The 15,775-nt window shown below is 66.3% G+C and carries 17 protein-coding genes; 8 read left to right on the top strand and 9 right to left on the bottom strand.

Annotated elements, in window-relative coordinates; genetic code table 11:
- Positions 1 to 9 precede the first annotated feature (9 nt).
- The 3 genes from gatC to ABIB06_RS30005 form a co-directional block, all read right to left on the bottom strand.
- Positions 10 to 297, bottom strand: coding sequence for an Asp-tRNA(Asn)/Glu-tRNA(Gln) amidotransferase subunit GatC (gene gatC / locus ABIB06_RS30015; protein WP_354051633.1), 288 nt, complete (start codon positions 295 to 297; stop codon positions 10 to 12).
- Positions 298 to 373: 76 nt separating this feature from the next.
- Entirely contained in the window at positions 374 to 1,450 is a 1,077-nt protein-coding gene (locus tag ABIB06_RS30010) for an NAD(P)H-dependent flavin oxidoreductase (RefSeq protein ID WP_354051632.1), read from the bottom strand.
- A 19-nt stretch (positions 1,451 to 1,469) separates the two neighbouring features.
- A complete protein-coding gene (locus tag ABIB06_RS30005; protein WP_354051630.1) occupies positions 1,470 to 2,447 on the bottom strand; it encodes an NAD(P)H-dependent flavin oxidoreductase in 978 nt (325 codons plus the stop codon).
- A gap of 97 nt (positions 2,448 to 2,544) precedes the next feature.
- Between ABIB06_RS30005 and ABIB06_RS30000 the strand changes: the two genes are divergently transcribed.
- Positions 2,545 to 3,438: a LysR family transcriptional regulator gene (locus tag ABIB06_RS30000; RefSeq protein ID WP_247444300.1), complete on the top strand. Its 894-nt coding sequence runs from the start codon at positions 2,545 to 2,547 to the stop codon at positions 3,436 to 3,438.
- Here ABIB06_RS30000 and ABIB06_RS29995 read toward each other — a convergent pair.
- Complete coding sequence (locus ABIB06_RS29995; RefSeq protein ID WP_354051628.1) at positions 3,425 to 3,640, bottom strand: hypothetical protein; 216 nt, start codon at positions 3,638 to 3,640, stop codon at positions 3,425 to 3,427. The genes ABIB06_RS30000 and ABIB06_RS29995 overlap by 14 nt on opposite strands.
- A 47-nt stretch (positions 3,641 to 3,687) precedes the next feature.
- On the opposite strand from ABIB06_RS29995, the gene ruvX reads away from it, so the two are divergent.
- Both ruvX and ABIB06_RS29985 read left to right on the top strand, forming a co-directional pair.
- Complete coding sequence (gene ruvX / locus ABIB06_RS29990; RefSeq protein WP_247340622.1) at positions 3,688 to 4,179, top strand: Holliday junction resolvase RuvX; 492 nt, start codon at positions 3,688 to 3,690, stop codon at positions 4,177 to 4,179.
- A gap of 3 nt (positions 4,180 to 4,182) precedes the next feature.
- Entirely contained in the window at positions 4,183 to 5,112 is a 930-nt protein-coding gene (locus ABIB06_RS29985) for an AEC family transporter (protein WP_354051626.1), read from the top strand.
- Here ABIB06_RS29985 and ABIB06_RS29980 read toward each other — a convergent pair.
- The 3 genes from ABIB06_RS29980 to ABIB06_RS29970 all read right to left on the bottom strand — a co-directional run bounded on the left by ABIB06_RS29980 (position 5,109) and on the right by ABIB06_RS29970 (position 8,420).
- The gene (locus ABIB06_RS29980) at positions 5,109 to 5,873 is read right to left on the bottom strand and encodes a CPBP family intramembrane glutamic endopeptidase (protein WP_354051625.1); all 765 of its coding nucleotides are present in this window, start codon (positions 5,871 to 5,873) and stop codon (positions 5,109 to 5,111) included. The genes ABIB06_RS29985 and ABIB06_RS29980 overlap by 4 nt on opposite strands.
- Positions 5,874 to 5,998: 125 nt before the next feature.
- Complete coding sequence (locus ABIB06_RS29975) at positions 5,999 to 7,642, bottom strand: acyl-CoA dehydrogenase family protein (RefSeq protein WP_354051624.1); 1,644 nt, start codon at positions 7,640 to 7,642, stop codon at positions 5,999 to 6,001.
- A gap of 19 nt (positions 7,643 to 7,661) precedes the next feature.
- Entirely contained in the window at positions 7,662 to 8,420 is a 759-nt protein-coding gene (locus tag ABIB06_RS29970; RefSeq protein ID WP_354051706.1) for a M15 family metallopeptidase, read from the bottom strand.
- A 209-nt stretch (positions 8,421 to 8,629) separates the two neighbouring features.
- Between ABIB06_RS29970 and ABIB06_RS29965 the strand changes: the two genes are divergently transcribed.
- The 4 genes from ABIB06_RS29965 to ABIB06_RS29950 all read left to right on the top strand — a co-directional run bounded on the left by ABIB06_RS29965 (position 8,630) and on the right by ABIB06_RS29950 (position 12,882).
- The gene (locus ABIB06_RS29965) at positions 8,630 to 9,577 is read left to right on the top strand and encodes an aspartate carbamoyltransferase catalytic subunit (RefSeq protein ID WP_247340632.1); all 948 of its coding nucleotides are present in this window, start codon (positions 8,630 to 8,632) and stop codon (positions 9,575 to 9,577) included.
- Entirely contained in the window at positions 9,577 to 10,884 is a 1,308-nt protein-coding gene (locus ABIB06_RS29960; protein WP_354051622.1) for a dihydroorotase, read from the top strand. The genes ABIB06_RS29965 and ABIB06_RS29960 overlap by 1 nt, the downstream gene beginning before the upstream one ends.
- A gap of 62 nt (positions 10,885 to 10,946) precedes the next feature.
- On the top strand, positions 10,947 to 11,543 hold the full coding sequence (gene plsY, locus ABIB06_RS29955; RefSeq protein WP_354051704.1) for a glycerol-3-phosphate 1-O-acyltransferase PlsY: 597 nt from the start codon (positions 10,947 to 10,949) through the stop codon (positions 11,541 to 11,543).
- Positions 11,544 to 11,688: 145 nt separating this feature from the next.
- Positions 11,689 to 12,882, top strand: a complete 1,194-nt coding sequence (locus ABIB06_RS29950; RefSeq protein WP_354051621.1) for a patatin-like phospholipase family protein — start codon at positions 11,689 to 11,691, stop codon at positions 12,880 to 12,882.
- Here ABIB06_RS29950 and ABIB06_RS29945 read toward each other — a convergent pair.
- Positions 12,874 to 14,118: an amidase gene (locus ABIB06_RS29945; RefSeq protein ID WP_354051619.1), complete on the bottom strand. Its 1,245-nt coding sequence runs from the start codon at positions 14,116 to 14,118 to the stop codon at positions 12,874 to 12,876. The two genes, ABIB06_RS29950 and ABIB06_RS29945, sit on opposite strands and share 9 nt — an antisense overlap.
- A 90-nt stretch (positions 14,119 to 14,208) precedes the next feature.
- On the opposite strand from ABIB06_RS29945, the gene dprA reads away from it, so the two are divergent.
- Positions 14,209 to 15,351 carry a DNA-processing protein DprA gene (gene dprA, locus ABIB06_RS29940; protein ID WP_354069770.1) on the top strand — a complete coding sequence of 381 codons (1,143 nt, stop codon included), beginning with the start codon at positions 14,209 to 14,211 and terminating at the stop codon, positions 15,349 to 15,351.
- Here the strand turns inward: dprA and ABIB06_RS29935 are convergent.
- Positions 15,348 to 15,758 (bottom strand): winged helix-turn-helix transcriptional regulator, encoded by a 411-nt coding sequence (locus ABIB06_RS29935; protein WP_354051615.1) that lies wholly within the window; start codon positions 15,756 to 15,758, stop codon positions 15,348 to 15,350. The genes dprA and ABIB06_RS29935 overlap by 4 nt on opposite strands.
- Positions 15,759 to 15,775: the final 17 nt, after the last annotated feature.

Genomic DNA, 15,775 nt, shown 5'->3' with positions numbered 1-15,775 from the left:
TCCTGAGAATTACTCGACCACTTTGGGCACAAGAAAGAAGTGACCTTCGGTCGCCGGCGCATTGGCAACGATATCGTCGGCGATCTCGCCGTCGTTGACCACGTCTTGCCGCTTCTTCATCTGCATCGGGGTGACCGAAGTCATCGGCTCCACGCCCTCGACACTGACCTCCGAGAGCTGCTCGACAAAGGCGAGCATGGCGTTCAGCTCGCCCTGCAGATGCGGAACCTCGCCTTCGGAAACAGCAATGCGCGCCAGATGCGCGATGCGGCGGACGGTAGCGGCGTCGACGGACATAATATAAGGCCTCTCACGGCAAAACCTATGTGCCGTATAGCAGAGGCCGCTTTTGCGCCGCAACCGGCGCTGGGGACTAGCCGGCCAGCGCCTTCATCCGGGCAAGTGCCGATCTGGCGAGATCCCGGGTCAATTCGGCCGCCGGGACCTCGCGGCCCAAGGCAATGGCCTGGCCGGCCCAGAGATTGGTGAAATCCACCCTGCCCTGCTTCTCGGCAGCCGCCTTCAGCGGTCCGAGCGCCGTTGCGGCATGGGGAAATGGCGGCGCATCCGGCGAGATCGGGCCGGCCTCGCGCATCAGACGGTTCTGGACGCCGCGCGCCGGCCGCCCGGTCATGACATTGGTGATGACGGTGGAATCGTCCCGTCCTTCGGCGAGCGCCGCGCGGGCCGCCGCACTGACCTTGGATTCCGGACAACGCAGATAGGCGCTCCCGATCTGCACGCCGGCCGCGCCGAGCGCAAACGCCGCCGCGATACCGCGGCCATCCGCAATGCCGCCGGCCGCAATGACCGGCACCTTCACCGCGTCGACCACCTGCGGCACCAGCGCAAAGGTGCCGGGCTGTTCCGAGATCTTGTCGGTCAGGAACATGCCGCGATGGCCGCCAGCCTCCGCCCCTTGCGCGATCACGGCATCGACGCCGCGCTGATCGAGCCAGACCGCTTCCTTCACCGTCGTCGCCGAGGCGATCACGAGGCACCCGGCCGCTCTGACCCGGTCAAGCAGTGCCTTTTCCGGCAGGCCAAAATGGAAACTGACGATTTCCGGCTTCAACTCTTCCACAACCGCGCACATCGCCTCATCGAACGGCGCCCGGTTGGCCGCGTTGACCGGCGCTGCCGGATCGAGGCCATGTTCCCCGTAATAGCCCGCAAGGCGCTGCTTCCAGCGCGCCTCCGCTTCCGCCGTGAGGTCGACGGGCGTGTGGCAGAAGAAGTTCAGATTGACCGGCGCCTTCACGCGCTGGCGGATGAGATTGACCTGCTCGCGGATCTTCTCCGGCGACAGCATCGCGCAAGGCAGCGAACCCAGCGCCCCGCCTTGCGCGGCCGCGATCACCAGCTCCGCATCCATCACACCAGCCATCGGCGCCAGCACGATCGGAAATTCGGTCTTGAAGAGGTCGATCAATCGACGGTCAGGCCACATGGTTTTGCTCTCTCGTGGTTCAGGCAAGCGGTGCCATGGAATTACGCCGGCCGGTTAGCAGTTGCTCGGCCTCGGTCGCGATACGTTCGACGATCTCGGCGGCGGGCGGAATATCATGGATCAGGCCGACAGCCTCGCCGGCAAAGACCGCGGCGACCTCAAAATTGCCCGCGGCCCTTGCCGCAGCAAACTCAACGGTCACCTCGGCCGCGCGCTGCATCAGCTCGATCTCGCGGCCGGTCCAGCGCCTGATATGATCGTTGACCAGCGTTCGCGCGGTGAACGGAGCCGGCCAGAACAGGCTGCGCGACCAGTCGACGATGACGCCGCGCACCGTGTCATTGGGATCAGCGTCGCGAATGCGCTGCTTCGCTTCCTCCGCACCGGCGGCCTCCACGCTCGCATAGAAGCGCGTTCCGATCAGCACGCCGGAGGCGCCCAGCATCATCATCGCCGCGAGCCCGCGGCCATCGGCAATTCCGCCGGCGGCAACGACCGGCACGCGCCCGGCCGCGAGATCGACGATAACAGGCACGATGTCGACGGTGGTGCGCGATGCGCCATGGCCGCCGGCTTCGGTGCCCTGCGCGATCAGGATGTCCGCACCTGCGTCGAGCGCCTGCTTCGCCATGTCCTCGCTCTGCACCTGGCAGATCAAGCGCGCCCCGCACGCCTTGATGCGCGCCGCAAACGGCGCGGGATCACCGAACGACAGCATGATCGCCTGCGGTTTGGCATCCAGCGCAACGTCGAGAAGTTCAGGTTGTTTTGCGAGGCTCCAGGTGATGAAGCCGATGCCGAATGGCGCAAACCCGCTTAATCTCTTTGCCTCGGCCTCGAGCCGGGCCCGGTCGCCATAGCCGCCACCCAAAATCCCGAAACCGCCGGCTTCGCTGACGGCCCGCGTCAGCCGGCTGCCCGCGATCGTATCCATCGGCGCCAACAGGATCGGATGCCTGATTCCCAGCAGCTGGGTCAGCGATGTCACGATCGGCATGGTCTCCCTCCCGGCTGGACACGGACACTAGGCTTGAATAACATTCTGGAAAAATGATTTGCAATGAACGCTGTCATCTCAAAAGCGAAACGATACGATGGAACTCAGCGACATCCAGACCTTTGCGGCGGTTGCCCGCACCGGCGGCATCACCCGTGCCGCCGAAGAGCTCAACACCGTGCAGTCCAACGTCACCCAGCGTGTGAAGGCGCTGGAGGCCGAGATCGGCACGCCGCTATTCGAGCGGCACAGCCGCGGCATGACGCTGACGAGCGCGGGCAAGCGCCTTTTGCCTTACGCGCAGCGGATGGCCGCATTATCACGCGAAGCTGTGCTTGCCGCCCGCGACGACGGCGAGCCGAAGGGACCCCTTGCGATCGGCTCGATGGAAACCACCGCGGCGGTGCGGCTGCCGCCATTGCTCGCGGACTTTCATCGCCGCTTTCCTGCCGTCCGGCTGAGCCTGCGTACCGCGCCCACCGCCGACCTCGTCGCGAGCGTGCTCGAAGGCACGCTCGACGGCGCCTTCGTCGCGGGTCCGATTGCGCATGCCGATCTCACCGCGACAAGCGCGTTCCGCGAAGAGCTGGTGTTGGTCAGTGCGCGACGCTGGGCCACGCTCGCCGAGCTACGTGCCGGCACGCCGGAGTCCGGCCCGACCGCGCTGGTGTTCCGCACCGGCTGCACCTACCGGCAGCGGCTCGAACAGATTTTTGTCGAGTTCGGCTGGCCGTCAGCCGCACGCTTCGAGCTCGGCACGCTCGACGGCATGATCGGCTGTGTCGCCGCCGACATGGGCGTGACGCTGCTGCCGCGTGCGGTCGTCGAACGCAGCGCGATCAACGGCAGCGTGACCGTCCACGCTCTCGGCGCCTTGCATGCGCGCGTCGAGACCCTCTTCATCCAGCGCCGCGCCGGGCATCAAACCAGCGCGCTCAGCGGGTTTTCCGCCGCCTGCCTGAAGAAAAACGACGACGTCATCGCGGCCTGATACGCCATCGCCGCAGCGCCACGACGGCCCAGATCGCCTCGACCACGCCGAACGGCCAGGCCCCTTGCAGGAAGCCGTAAGCCGAACCGAGCACGCAGGACATCGCGAACAGCAGCACGAACCAGTGGCCGCGGTCTTCCAGGGCGTAAGTGACCAGCATCGCCGTCACGGCGAACAGGCCAAATAGTGTCAGCGCATCCATTATTTCGGGTTCACTCCGTAGCGCGACGCGTGATATGCGCTAATCCCATGCCGGCTCTTATCCTGCCTCTCGTCGATGCTGCAACCCACTGGCCCGAACGCGGCGGGTTGGTCGGGCTCGATCTGGGTACCAAGACCATCGGCGTTGCCGTCTCCAATCCGGACCGCCGGCTCGCGACCGGCGTCGAGACCATCCAGCGCAAGGCCTTCAAACAGGATGCCGCCCGGCTGCTCGCGATTGCCGGTGAACGCAAGGCCGTCGGCTTCGTGCTCGGCCTGCCCATCAACATGGACGGCAGCGAGGGCCCGCGCGCGCAATCGACCCGGGCGTTTGCCCGCAACCTCGCCGGCCTGACCGCGCTGCCCATCGGCCTCTGGGACGAGCGTCTGTCGACCGCCGCGGTCGAACGCGAACTGATCGGCATGGACGTCAGCCGCGCCAAGCGCGCCGAGGTGATCGACGAGCACGCCGCGATCTTCATCCTGCAAGGCGCGCTCGACCGGCTCGCCAATCTGCGCGCAGCGCCGGGGCCTGACTGATCCATGGCCGTCGTGATCGCGGCGCTCCTCCCGGTCTTTATCCTCATCGTGCTCGGCATCGTGCTGAAGCGCACCCTGATGCGGCTCGACACGCAATGGCACGGGCTGGAGCGGCTGACCTATTTCGTGCTGTTTCCGATGCTGCTGATCCAGACTCTGGTGAAGGCCGACCTGTCCAGGGTCCCGGTCGCCGGCGTCGGCGGCGCGCTGCTGCTGTCGGCGCTCGCGATGTCGCTGCTCTGCCTCGCGCTCCGCCCGGCTCTCGCGCGGCTCGACATCGACGGTCCCGCCTTCACCTCGATCTTCCAGGGCGCCACCCGCTGGCAGACCTATGTCGCACTCTCCGTCTCCGCCAACATGTTCGGCGATGTCGGGCTGGCCCTCGCCTCGGTCGCTATGGTCGCGATCATCCCGCTGGTCAACGTGTTCAGCGTCGCGGTGCTGGCCCATTACGCCGCGCCGGAAAAGCAGTCTGCCCGCGCGATCGTAATGACGCTGGTCCGCAATCCCCTGATCTGGGCCTGCGTGATCGGCCTCGTCATCAATGTCGGCCATCTGCCGCTGCCAAAAATCTGGCACGAGGTCGCGGATGCGCTCGGCCGCTCCTCGCTCGCCATCGGCCTGCTCGTCACCGGTGCCGGCCTGCAGCTCAAAGGCCTGCTCCGCCCGAGCGTGGGCGCGACGATCGGCGTAACGTTCAAGCTGGTGCTGATGCCCGTGCTCGCGCTGACGCTTGCCGTCTGGTTCGGGCTAGCAGGCACCAACCTCGCGATCATCGCGATCTGCGCGGCGGTGCCGACCTCGCCCAGCGCCTACGTGCTGGCCCGCCAGATGGGCGGCGACGCGCCATTGCTGGCGCAGATCATCACGCTGCAAACGATCCTGGCGGCAATCACCATGCCGATCGCGATCGCGATCGCGCTGGTGGCCTAGCTCCCCAGCCACATCGTCAGCACCACCGCCGTCAAATTGTTTAGCGCATGCAGCACGATCGTGAGCCAGAGCGAGCTGCTGCGGTAGCGCATGTAGCCGAACCACAGGCCGATGGAGAAGACCTCGGCGAGGAAGTACATGTCGTATTGCAGATGCACCGCCGTCCACACCAGCGACGACAGGACGATCGCGCCGGGCACGCGCAGGAAGCTCGCCGACCAGCCACGGTAGAGGAATCCGCGCGCCAAAACCTCCTCGGACATCGGCGCTGCCACGCTGAAGGCGAATAGCAGGAAGAAGGCTGCGCCCTTGTCGCGGCCGGATTTCAGCAGATCGGTCATGAAGCCCGGCGTCGCCTCGCGGCCGAGGCTCCGCGACATCGTCTCCCAGGCCACCACGATCAGGACAAGCCCGACGGCGCCGAACAGGAGTTGCTTCCAGGACGGCCAATGCAGCGCGAGATAATCGGCGAAAGCGGCCTTCTTGATGCGGATGGCCAGCCACACCGCGGCCAGCGTCGCCGGCAGGCCCATGGTCACCGACAGCGCAAGCGCCTGCGGCTCGCGGCCGATGAGCTGAAGCGAGGCGAGGTCCATCGGCAGGCCACGCTGCACCACCAGCAGAACGATGGCGCCGATCTGCCCGACGAACATCGCGACGAAGATGAGCAGGCCCCATATCGCCGTGCCCCAAAACTTCCAGACGCGCGGCGTCGCAAGGGTCACGGTAAGCGGCGGATAGTCGGGATTGAGGGAGTCCATTAGGGGCTTTCGTTAGAAGCAGTCTATCGAGCGACCGTGATGCCCGGGACGTAGGCGAACGGAAGCGACGCCGTCCTTCGGACGGATGTGCCCGGCCATGACGATGTGGTTCCAGCATGCCCCGTTCAAGGCAGCGCCCGCTCCAGCAGTGCACGCACCTCACCGCTCTCCAGCTCCACCGCGCCATACATGCTGGCGTGGTTGGCCGCGAGCCGAGTGACGGCGAACAGCTCGGCATGGCGGGGCGACACAGCGTTGAGCGCGGCGGCTGCGGCAAGTAGGGCCAGCTTCTCGACCGCAAGCCGCGCGACGCGCTCGCCGTCCGCCCGGCGGAAGCTCTCGCCGATGAAAGTGATCGCCTCGCCTGCTCCGGACAAGCCCTTCGTCTCAGCCGAAAGTCCTTGCAGCACCGCCATCGCCGCATCCGCCTCGCGCGAGAGCGCGCGCAGCACGTCGAGGCACATCACATTGCCCGAGCCTTCCCAGATCGCGTTGACCGGCGACTCCCGGTAGTGACGTGCCAGAATGCCGTCCTCGACATAGCCATTGCCGCCGAGGCACTCCATCGCCTCGTAGAGAAACGCCGGCGCGCTCTTGCAGGTCCAGTATTTGATCGCGGGCGTGAGCAGCCGCATATAGGCGGCGTCCGCCGCATCGTGCGGCGTGCGGTCGAAGGCGCGGCAGAGCCGCATAATCAGCGCGACGCTCGCCTCGACATGCAACGCCATGTCCGACAGCACCGCCTGCATCAAGGGCTGATCGGCAAGATGCTTCTGGAACACACTGCGGTGACGGGTGTGATGCAGCGCGTGCGCGAGCCCCGAGCGCATCAGGCCGACGGAGGCGATTGCGCAATCCTGGCGCGTGAGCTGCACCATCTGGATGATGGTGCGGATGCCCTTGCCCTCCTCGCCGACGGCTTCCGCGTAGGCGCCGACGAACTCGACCTCGGATGAGGCATTGGAGCGGTTGCCGAGCTTGTCCTTCAGACGCTGGAACTGGATCGCGTTGACCGAGCCATCAGGTGCAAACCGGGGCATGAAGAAGCAGGTCAGCCCCTGCTCCGCCTGCGCCAGCACCAGGAACGCATCGCACATCGGCGCCGACATGAACCATTTGTGGCCGGTGATGCGATAGGCATCCCCATCGCGCACCGCCCGCGTCATGTTGGCGCGCACGTCGGTGCCGCCCTGCTTCTCGGTCATTCCCATGCCGAGCGTGATGCCGCGCTTGTCCCGCCACGGCGCGAAGGCGGGATCATAGCTCTTCGTCGACAGCACCGGCATCACCTTGCCGAGCAGATCCGGCTGCATCACCAGCGCCGCGACGGAGGCGCGCGTCATCGTGATCGGACAAAGATGCCCTGTCTCGACTTGCGCGGCGATGTAGAATTTTGCCGCACGAATGACCTCGGCGGCATCGCCCGTAGGCTTTCCATCCGTCGTCCACGTCGAATTGTGCAGGCCGGCATGCGCGCTGTGCGCCATCAGCTCGTGATAGGCGGGATGAAACTCGACCTGGTCGCGGCGGTTGCCCTTGGAATCGAAGGTCCGCAGCTTCGGCGTGTTCTCGTTCGCGACGCGCCCGCGGTCCGCCATCGCGGCCGAGCCCCAATGCCTCCCGAACTCCGACAGCGCCCGTTCCGCCGCCGCGCCGCCATTGGCCTTCACCGCCTCGACTAGCGGCCGATCCATGGCGAACAGGTCGACGTCCTCGAGCGGCGGCGACTGGTTGAAGACCTCGTGAGTCGCGAAGCTGGGCTGGGTCATCTTGTTTCTCGGCGCGGGATCAGTTCCGCCGCGGCGGAATCGGGAAATCATAGGCCGCTCCACCCGTCCCCGGCAGGGAAAAATGCCACCACTCCTTCGAATAGTTCACAAAGCCTTGCTTCGCCATCGCAGCCACCAGCCGCTTGCGCCAGGCGCGCTGATCCGGATTGATCGACGGTGCGGCGGTATGCCCTTTCATGTCGGTGCAGTCATAGCCCGTGCCCATGTCGACGCTGCCTTCCGGCAGCCGCGCCTCGACCGGCGCCGTGCAATCGGCGTAGCTTTTTGACGGGTCGTATCTGCCCGAATTGTCGGCTTTGAGATCGACCAGGGTGAGATCGAGCGCCGCGCCGGCGGAATGCTGCGAACGGCTCGCGATATAGCCGAGGCGGAACAGCTCCGTCTTGGGAATTTTGGGATTGTAGCGCCGCTCGGCGGCGGTCTCGTGGCGGTTCTGCGACCACCTGACCATGTCGAGCGAGGCCCGCGCCGGCCGGTAGCAGTCGAACATCTTCAGCGAGAGATTTTGCCCCGCCAGTTCCTGCTGAACCGCCTTCAGCCGCAGCCCCACCTCACGCTTCACCACGCATTCACCGGCGCCATAGCCGGCCAGCGGACGGCCGACGAAATTGTTCGAGGTGGCGTAGCGGATGTCCTGGACGATGCTGGGGTCGATGTCGCGCAAATAGACGAAACCGCCGGGAAGCGATTGGGCGTGGGCACTCGAAGAGATCGCCGTCAATACAAGCGCAATTCGAATTGATTTCACGAGATCCATCCACATCGTCATGGCCGGGCTTGTCCCGGCCATCCACGCCCTTTTTTCGGCGGCAATGCAAGAACGTGGATGCCCGGGACAAGCCCGGGCATGACGGACCGCTGCGGCTCCGGACTGCATCGTGACGTTAAGACAGATCAGGGGATAACTCACCGGTTCGGCTTTGGCCCTTGCCCCCTTAGCCATCCCCGCCTATAGCTCTCGTTTTAATGACATCGAAATCGACCTTCGTCCTCGGCCACCGGCATTTGCTGGGCATCGAGGGCCTTTCCGCGGCCGACATCACCGGCCTCCTCGACCTGTCCGAAGAATATGTCGAGGTCAACCGCCAGGTTGACAAGAAGCGTACCGTCCTGCGTGGACGGACGCAGGTGAACCTCTTCTTCGAGGCTTCCACCCGGACCCAATCCTCGTTCGAACTCGCCGGCAAACGGCTGGGCGCCGATGTCATGAATATGTCGGTGTCCTCTTCGTCCATGAAGAAGGGCGAAACACTGATCGATACCGCGGTGACGCTGAACGCCATGCACCCGGATATCCTGGTGGTCCGGCATCACGCCTCCGGCGCGGTGGAACTGCTGGCCCGCAAGGTCGACGGTTCCGTGGTCAATGCCGGCGACGGCGCCCACGAGCATCCGACGCAAGCGCTGCTGGATGGCCTCACCATCCGCCGCAACAAGGGCCGCATCGAAGGCCTCGTCGTCGCGATCTGCGGCGACGTGCTGCATTCGCGCGTCGCCCGCTCCAACATCATCCTGCTCAACACCATGGGCGCGCGCGTCCGTGTCGTCGGCCCCTCGACGCTGCTGCCGCCGGGGCTCGAACGGATGGGGGTCGAGGTTGCGCGCGACATGCGCGAGGGGCTCAACGGCGCGGACATCGTCATGATGCTGCGGCTGCAGCGCGAGCGCATGAACGGCTCTTTCGTGCCCTCCTCCTCCGAATACTTCCATTATTTCGGGCTGGACCAGAAGAAGCTGGCCTACGCAAAACCCGATGCGCTGGTGATGCATCCCGGCCCCATGAACCGCGGCGTCGAGATCGACACGGCGGTCGCCGACGGCGCACAGTCCCTGATCCGCGAACAGGTGGAGATGGGGGTCGCCGTGCGCATGGCCGTGCTGGAAGCGCTCGCCCGTAACCTTCCGAACGCGTGATGCCCATGTTGATCGATCGACGACCCATTCTGCTTGCCAATGCCCGCGTCGTCGATCCCTCCAGGGATTTTGACGGCATCGGCGACGTCCTGATCGCCGACGGCACCATCCGCGAGACCCGCCGCGGCATTGGAGCTGCCGGCGTCCCCGAAGGCACCGACATCGTCAACTGCTCCGGCAAGATCGTGGCACCCGGCCTGATCGACATGCGCGCCTTTGTCGGCGAACCCGGCTTCAGCCATCGCGAGACGTTTGCTTCGGCGAGCCAGGCGGCGGCGACCGGGGGCGTCACCACCATCATCTGCCAGCCCGAGACCGAGCCTGTCATCGACAATTCAGCGACCGTCGACTTCGTGATGCGCCGCGCCCGCGACACCGCAATCGTCAACATCCTGCCGATGGCGGCGCTCACCAAGGGCATGCACGGCGAGGAGATGACCGAGTTCGGTCTGCTGAAGGCCGCAGGAGCGGTCGCCTTCAGCGACGGTGACAGGAGTGTCACCAACGCGCAGGTGATGCGCTGGGCGCTGACGTACGCGCGCGATTTCGACGCGCTGATCGTGCATTATACCGAAGACCCCAAGCTGGTCGGCGAAGGCGTGATGAACGAGGGCGAGTTCGCCACGAGGCTCGGCCTGATGGGCATCCCAAACGCGGCGGAGGCCGTGATGCTGGAACGCGACATGCGCCTCGTCGCGCTTACCGGCGGTCGCTATCACGCGGCTTCGCTGTCCTGCACGGATTCGCTCGAGGTCCTGAAACGCGCCCGCGATGCCGGGCTTCCCGTCACCGCGTCGGTCTCGATCAACCACCTCGCGCTGAACGAGAACGACATCGGCCCCTACCGGACATTCCTGAAGCTGTCGCCCCCGCTGCGCACGGAGGACGACCGCCGCGCGCTGGTCGCAGCTGTCGCCTCCGGCCTTCTCGACGTCATCATGTCCGACCACAATCCGCAGGACGTCGAGGGCAAGCGCCTGCCGTTCGCCGAAGCCGCTCCCGGTGCCGTCGGGCTCGAGACCATGCTGCCCGCGGGCTTGCGGCTCGTGCATAATGGCGAGCTGGAACTGAAGACGCTGATCCGGGCGATGTCGACCCGACCGGCCGAGATCCTGGGCTTGCCTGGCGGAGCCCTGCGCACAGGTGCGCCGGCCGACGTCATCGTGATCGACCCCGATGTCCCCTGGGTGGTCGATCCCGCCGACCTCAAATCGCCCTGCAAGAACACGCCGTTCGATGAGGCCCGCTTTACAGGCCGCGTGGTGCGCACCATTGTCGGCGGACGGACGGTGTACGAGCATGTCTGACGTGCGGAGCTGCAGCCATGGGATCTTCAGACATGGGATTTTCAGACATCGGATTTTCAGACATGGGGCTTGAATTGTTTCTGCCGGTGGCTTTCGTCATCGGCTACCTCCTCGGCTCGATTCCGTTCGGGCTGATTCTGACCAGGCTCGGCGGTACCCAGGATCTGCGCTCGATCGGCTCCGGCAGCATCGGCGCCACCAACGTGCTGCGCACGGGGCGCAAGGGGCTTGCCGCGGCAACCCTGCTGTTCGACGCGCTCAAGGGCACCGTGGCCGTGGTGATCGCCGGCTACATCGCAGGCCCCAATGCCGCGATGCTGGCGGGGCTCGGCGCCTTCCTCGGCCATCTCTTCCCGGTCTGGCTCAAGTTCCGCGGCGGCAAGGGCGTCGCCGTCTATATCGGCATCCTGCTCGGCCTGATCTGGCCGGCAGCGGTGGTGTTCTGCCTGCTCTGGCTCGCCACCGCAGCCACGACCCGCTACTCATCGCTCTCGGCGCTGGTGGCGGCTTTCATCACGCCGATGTTCCTGTGGTGGTTCGGCCAGCCTGCATTGTCTGCGCTATCAGCGGTGCTGACGCTGCTGCTGTTCTACGCGCATCGCGAGAACATCAAGCGGCTGCAATCGGGTAAGGAAAGCCGCATCGGCGAGAAGGTCTGAGCCGGGCATCTACGGATTCCGAAGCGGCCCTTCTGCATTATGTCCTAGATGCTGTTCGCAACTTGCCGCCGAATCACGGCTGTATGGTGGAACGGGTTCCTGGCCTGGCCCTGATCATGGGCATGGCTCTACGCGGTTGCTCAGAATGAGCGAGAAAATTGTCGGCGCGCACGTTGAAGGTGGCTTGCAGGGCACGGCGGCAAGCCGGCTGCTCTCGATGACGGACATCTGGTCCAGTGCGCCCTCGCCGTTTCCTGCTCCCAAGCCTGTGCCCGTTTCGCCCCCAGAGCCGCAGCCTGCTCGCATCGCGCAAGCTCCTCTGACGGTTGAGGCCGTGATCGCGGCCGCACCAGTTGCGCCGGCGCGGCCCAGCGCCAACCCATGGCCGCCGCAGAAATTGTCGCTGGCACTCCAGGGCGGCGGCACCTTCGCCGCCTTCACCTGGGGCGTGCTGGAGCGACTGCTGGAAGAGCCATCCATCGCGATCGACACCATCAGCGGCGCCAGCGCCGGCGCCATCAACGCGCTGCTGCTCGCCTCCGGTTTCGCGGAAGGCGGCCGTGAAGGCGCGCGCGCGCGGCTGAACCGGTTCTGGATCCGGCTGATGCACGAGGCCTCGTTTCGATCGCTGATGCTGATCGGCGGCTTCTCGCCGGCGGGAAGCTCGGTCGCGTTCGGTCCGACGCTGCGCTCCGGCCAGTTCGATCCGTTCGATCTCGATCCGCTGCGGCAGGCGCTGTCGCGCGACATCAACTTTTCCGCCTTGCGCGACGCGCGCTGCCCGAAGCTTCTGATCGCGGCGACGCGGATCCGCGACGGACAGCAGCAGATTTTTCGCAATGACGCGATCACCGCCGACGTCGCGCTGGCCTCGACCTGTCCGCCGCTGGTTCACTGCGCCGTGGAGATCGACGGCGAGGCCTATTGGGACGGCGGCCTCGGCGGCAATCCGCCGCTGCTGCGGCTGGTGCAGGACACGACAAGCTCCGAAATCCTGCTCGTCCAGGTTACGCCGGCGCGCGACAGCTACGTGCCGATCACGCTCGCCGCGATCGACCGCCGGCTCGACCAGATCGCGGCCAATGCCGCCCTCAATGCCGAGATCGCGGCAATCGAATGGACGCAATCGCATGCGGCATCTTCGCTGCGGCTCTCCAGGATCGCCGCGGAAGATTTCGTCGACGGGCTGGCGCAGCGCTCATCCACCGATCTCGGCCGCGGCTTCATTCGCGCGCTGCACCGGAGCGGGCGCGAGGCGGCGGAGCGCTGGCTCGGGCAAGGCGCGACAGGCGCGGAGGCCAAACGCGCTCTTCCCGCACCTGAACCGGCGCTAGCCTGATTTCGCCAACGCGTTCTCCAGGAACCACGCGGCAGCAAGTGCGCCGGGATCGTTGCCGAATCGCGCGATCACCTGCACGCCGATCGGCAAGCCCCCGACCTTGTGCACCGGCACGTTGACGCAAGGATTGCCCATCAGCGTCCAGAGCCTGTTGTAGCGGGGGTCGCCGGTGGAGGCGAGTTCCTTGGCCGGCGGCGTGCCCGGCGCCGAATAGGTGAGCAGCACGTCGACGCCCTCGAACAATTCACTGACCTCGCGGCGGCCGCGGCGGCTGATCCGGCGTGCGTCGTCGTAGTCCTTCGGCGTCAGGCCGACGGTCGCATCGAGGCTGGCGCGCAGCATCGGCGCGATCTCGTCGTGATGCTCCGAAAACTCCCAGGCGAGCGCGCGATGCGCCTCAAAATCCTGGATGATCGGATGGATGCGCCAGGCCTCCTGCACCGCCTCCGGCAGATCGATCGTCTTCACGCTGGCGCCGGCCTTCTCGGCGGCCTTGATCGCAGCTTGCAGCCCCTCTTCGGCAGCCGGCTCCACGGCGCCGGCAAACTCCTGCCTGACCACGCCGATGCGCGGCGCCTTCGCCGCGACAATGCCGGAGAATTCGGTGCGACCGGTCAACGCCAGCAATCCGCGCGCGAGATCTTCCGCGCGCGCCCCGAACAGGCCGACCGTGTCGAGCGCCCACGAATAGCATTTGACGCCGACCGTCGGCAGCATCCGGAACGACGGCTTGATCGCGGCAGCTCCGCAATAGGCAGCGGGCCGGATCACCGAGCCGCCGGTCTGCGTGCCCAGCGCCAGCGGGATCATGCCGGCACCGACGGCCGCGGCCGAACCGGAGGACGAGCCGCCCGGCGTATGGCCGAGATTGTGCGGATTGAGCGTCGGGGTCGGATCGCGCGAGGCGAATGCCGTGGTCGTGGTCTTGCCGATGATGGTGGCGCCCGCCCGCTTCAGCATCATCACCACAGGCGCGTCGCTGCGCGGCTGCCAGCCGCGATAAATCTCCGAGCCCATCTCGGTCGGCATATCGGCGGTATCGATGATGTCCTTGATCCCGACCGCGATGCCGCGCAGCGGGCCGGCGCCTTGCGCTTTCGCGGATTTGTCGTGACGGACGAAGGCGTGGACGTCCTTCTCCCGCGCCTCGATCGCCGCATGCGCTTGCGCGATGGCGGCCTCGGGCGAAAGCTCGCCGGCTTCGATGCGGCGCTGGAGATCGGCGAGTGAGATCATGGCAATACCCTTCTTATTGCCATCGCTTTTAGCATCGCAACCAAGCCGCGCAAGCGCACGCCGCTGTTGCCCACGCCCTCAGGTTGTTCCATGCTGCGCCTGCAAGGAGCTGCCGTGGACGCCATCAATTCGAGCGTGGAGCTGACCGAGGCCGACAGGCTCGACCGCCTGCGGCTGATCCGCTCCGACAATGTCGGGCCGCGCACCTTCCGTTCGCTGGTCAATCATTTCGGCACGCCACGCGCGGCGCTGGAGCGGCTGCCGGATCTCGCACGCCGTGGGGGCGCGCAGCGATCGGCGCGCATCTGTAGCGCCGACGAGGCGAAGGCCGAGCTTGCCGCAAGCCGCAGGTTCGGCATCGCCTGGCTCGCGCCCGGCGAGGATGGTTATCCGGCCCGGCTCGCAACGCTCGATGATGCGCCGCCGCTGCTCGCCGTGCGCGGCGACAGTGCAACGTTGATGCGGCCGATCATCGCCATCGTCGGCTCGCGCAACGCCTCCGGCGCCGGACTGAAATTCGCCGGTCAGCTTGCCCGCGAGCTTGGCGAGGCCGGCTTTATCATCATCTCGGGGCTCGCCCGAGGCGTCGACCAGGCCGCGCATCGCGCCAGCGTCGAAAGCGGCACGATCGCGGTGCTCGCCGGCGGACATGATTGCATCTACCCGCCCGAGCACGGCGATTTGCTGGCCTCGATCCTCGACCACGAAGGCGCGGCGATTTCCGAGATGCCGCTCGGCCACGAGCCGCGCGCCCGCGACTTTCCCCGCCGCAACCGGCTGATCTCGGGCGCAGCGCTCGGCGTGGTCGTGGTGGAGGCGGCGCACCGCTCGGGCTCACTGATCACCGCACGCATGGCGGCCGAACAGGGCCGCGAAGTGTTCGCAGTGCCCGGCTCGCCGCTCGATCCGCGCGCCGCCGGCACCAATGATCTGATCAAGCAGGGAGCGACGCTCGTCACCGAAGCCGCCGACGTCGTCAACGCTGTCGCACCGATCATGGAGCGGCCGCTGATGCATCCGGCGAGAGAACCCGACAGCGAGCCGTTCGAGAGCGATCCGCAAGGGCACGACCGCGACCAGATCACCGGCCTGCTCGGCCCCACGCCTGTCACGATCGACGATCTCGTACGGATGTCGGGCGCCTCGCCCGCGATCGTGCGCATCGTGCTCCTGGAGCTGGAGCTCGCCGGCCGGCTCGAGCGTCACGGCGGTGGTCTGGTGTCGCTGCTTTAGGTTCCGTTGCGCTGATCGAAACGCGTCCTTGCAGCCTCGATTTGCGCCAGATGGTCCATCGCCCATTTGCCGAGTGCCTCGACGGGCTGCGACAGCCCGCGGCCGAGATCGGTCAGCTCGTAGTCCACGCGCGGCGGAATGGTCGGAAAGATCGTGCGCGTGACGAGGCCGTCGCGCTCCAGCCCGCGCAGCGTCAAGGTCAGCATCCGCTGCGAGATGCCGTTGATCATGCGCTTGAGCTCATTGAAGCGCCTCGGCCCGCCCCCGAGCATCATGATCACGAACACGCTCCATTTGTCGCCGACGCGGGACAGCACGGAGGCGACCCCGCGGCAGTCCGCATGGTTGGGATCCGGCCTCGGTGAGGCAGGCAAATCAATGTGTGCAGGTTTCAGGGATGTGCCCATGGCTCAAAAAAGTGCGT

The sequence above is a fragment of the Bradyrhizobium sp. LB8.2 genome, from assembly GCF_040548035.1.
Taxonomy (GTDB): Bacteria; Pseudomonadota; Alphaproteobacteria; order Rhizobiales; family Xanthobacteraceae; genus Bradyrhizobium.
This window is presented reverse-complemented; position numbering and strand designations above follow the sequence as displayed.

Coding starts and splice junctions, on each gene's coding strand:
- gatC (WP_354051633.1), bottom strand. CDS start 297: ATGTCCGTCGACGCCGCTACCGTCCGCCGCATCGCGCATCTGGCGCGC.
- ABIB06_RS29975 (WP_354051624.1), bottom strand. CDS start 7,642: ATGACCCAGCCCAGCTTCGCGACTCACGAGGTCTTCAACCAGTCGCCG.
- ABIB06_RS29960 (WP_354051622.1), top strand. CDS start 9,577: ATGCCCATGTTGATCGATCGACGACCCATTCTGCTTGCCAATGCCCGC.
- plsY (WP_354051704.1), top strand. CDS start 10,947: ATGGGGCTTGAATTGTTTCTGCCGGTGGCTTTCGTCATCGGCTACCTC.
- ABIB06_RS30005 (WP_354051630.1), bottom strand. CDS start 2,447: ATGCCGATCGTGACATCGCTGACCCAGCTGCTGGGAATCAGGCATCCG.
- ABIB06_RS29980 (WP_354051625.1), bottom strand. CDS start 5,873: ATGGACTCCCTCAATCCCGACTATCCGCCGCTTACCGTGACCCTTGCG.
- ABIB06_RS29970 (WP_354051706.1), bottom strand. CDS start 8,420: ATGGATCTCGTGAAATCAATTCGAATTGCGCTTGTATTGACGGCGATC.
- ABIB06_RS29950 (WP_354051621.1), top strand. CDS start 11,689: ATGAGCGAGAAAATTGTCGGCGCGCACGTTGAAGGTGGCTTGCAGGGC.
- ABIB06_RS29995 (WP_354051628.1), bottom strand. CDS start 3,640: ATGGATGCGCTGACACTATTTGGCCTGTTCGCCGTGACGGCGATGCTG.
- ABIB06_RS29945 (WP_354051619.1), bottom strand. CDS start 14,118: ATGATCTCACTCGCCGATCTCCAGCGCCGCATCGAAGCCGGCGAGCTT.
- ABIB06_RS30000 (WP_247444300.1), top strand. CDS start 2,545: ATGGAACTCAGCGACATCCAGACCTTTGCGGCGGTTGCCCGCACCGGC.
- ABIB06_RS29935 (WP_354051615.1), bottom strand. CDS start 15,758: ATGGGCACATCCCTGAAACCTGCACACATTGATTTGCCTGCCTCACCG.
- ABIB06_RS29965 (WP_247340632.1), top strand. CDS start 8,630: ATGACATCGAAATCGACCTTCGTCCTCGGCCACCGGCATTTGCTGGGC.
- dprA (WP_354069770.1), top strand. CDS start 14,209: ATGCTGCGCCTGCAAGGAGCTGCCGTGGACGCCATCAATTCGAGCGTG.
- ABIB06_RS29985 (WP_354051626.1), top strand. CDS start 4,183: ATGGCCGTCGTGATCGCGGCGCTCCTCCCGGTCTTTATCCTCATCGTG.
- ruvX (WP_247340622.1), top strand. CDS start 3,688: ATGCCGGCTCTTATCCTGCCTCTCGTCGATGCTGCAACCCACTGGCCC.
- ABIB06_RS30010 (WP_354051632.1), bottom strand. CDS start 1,450: ATGTGGCCTGACCGTCGATTGATCGACCTCTTCAAGACCGAATTTCCG.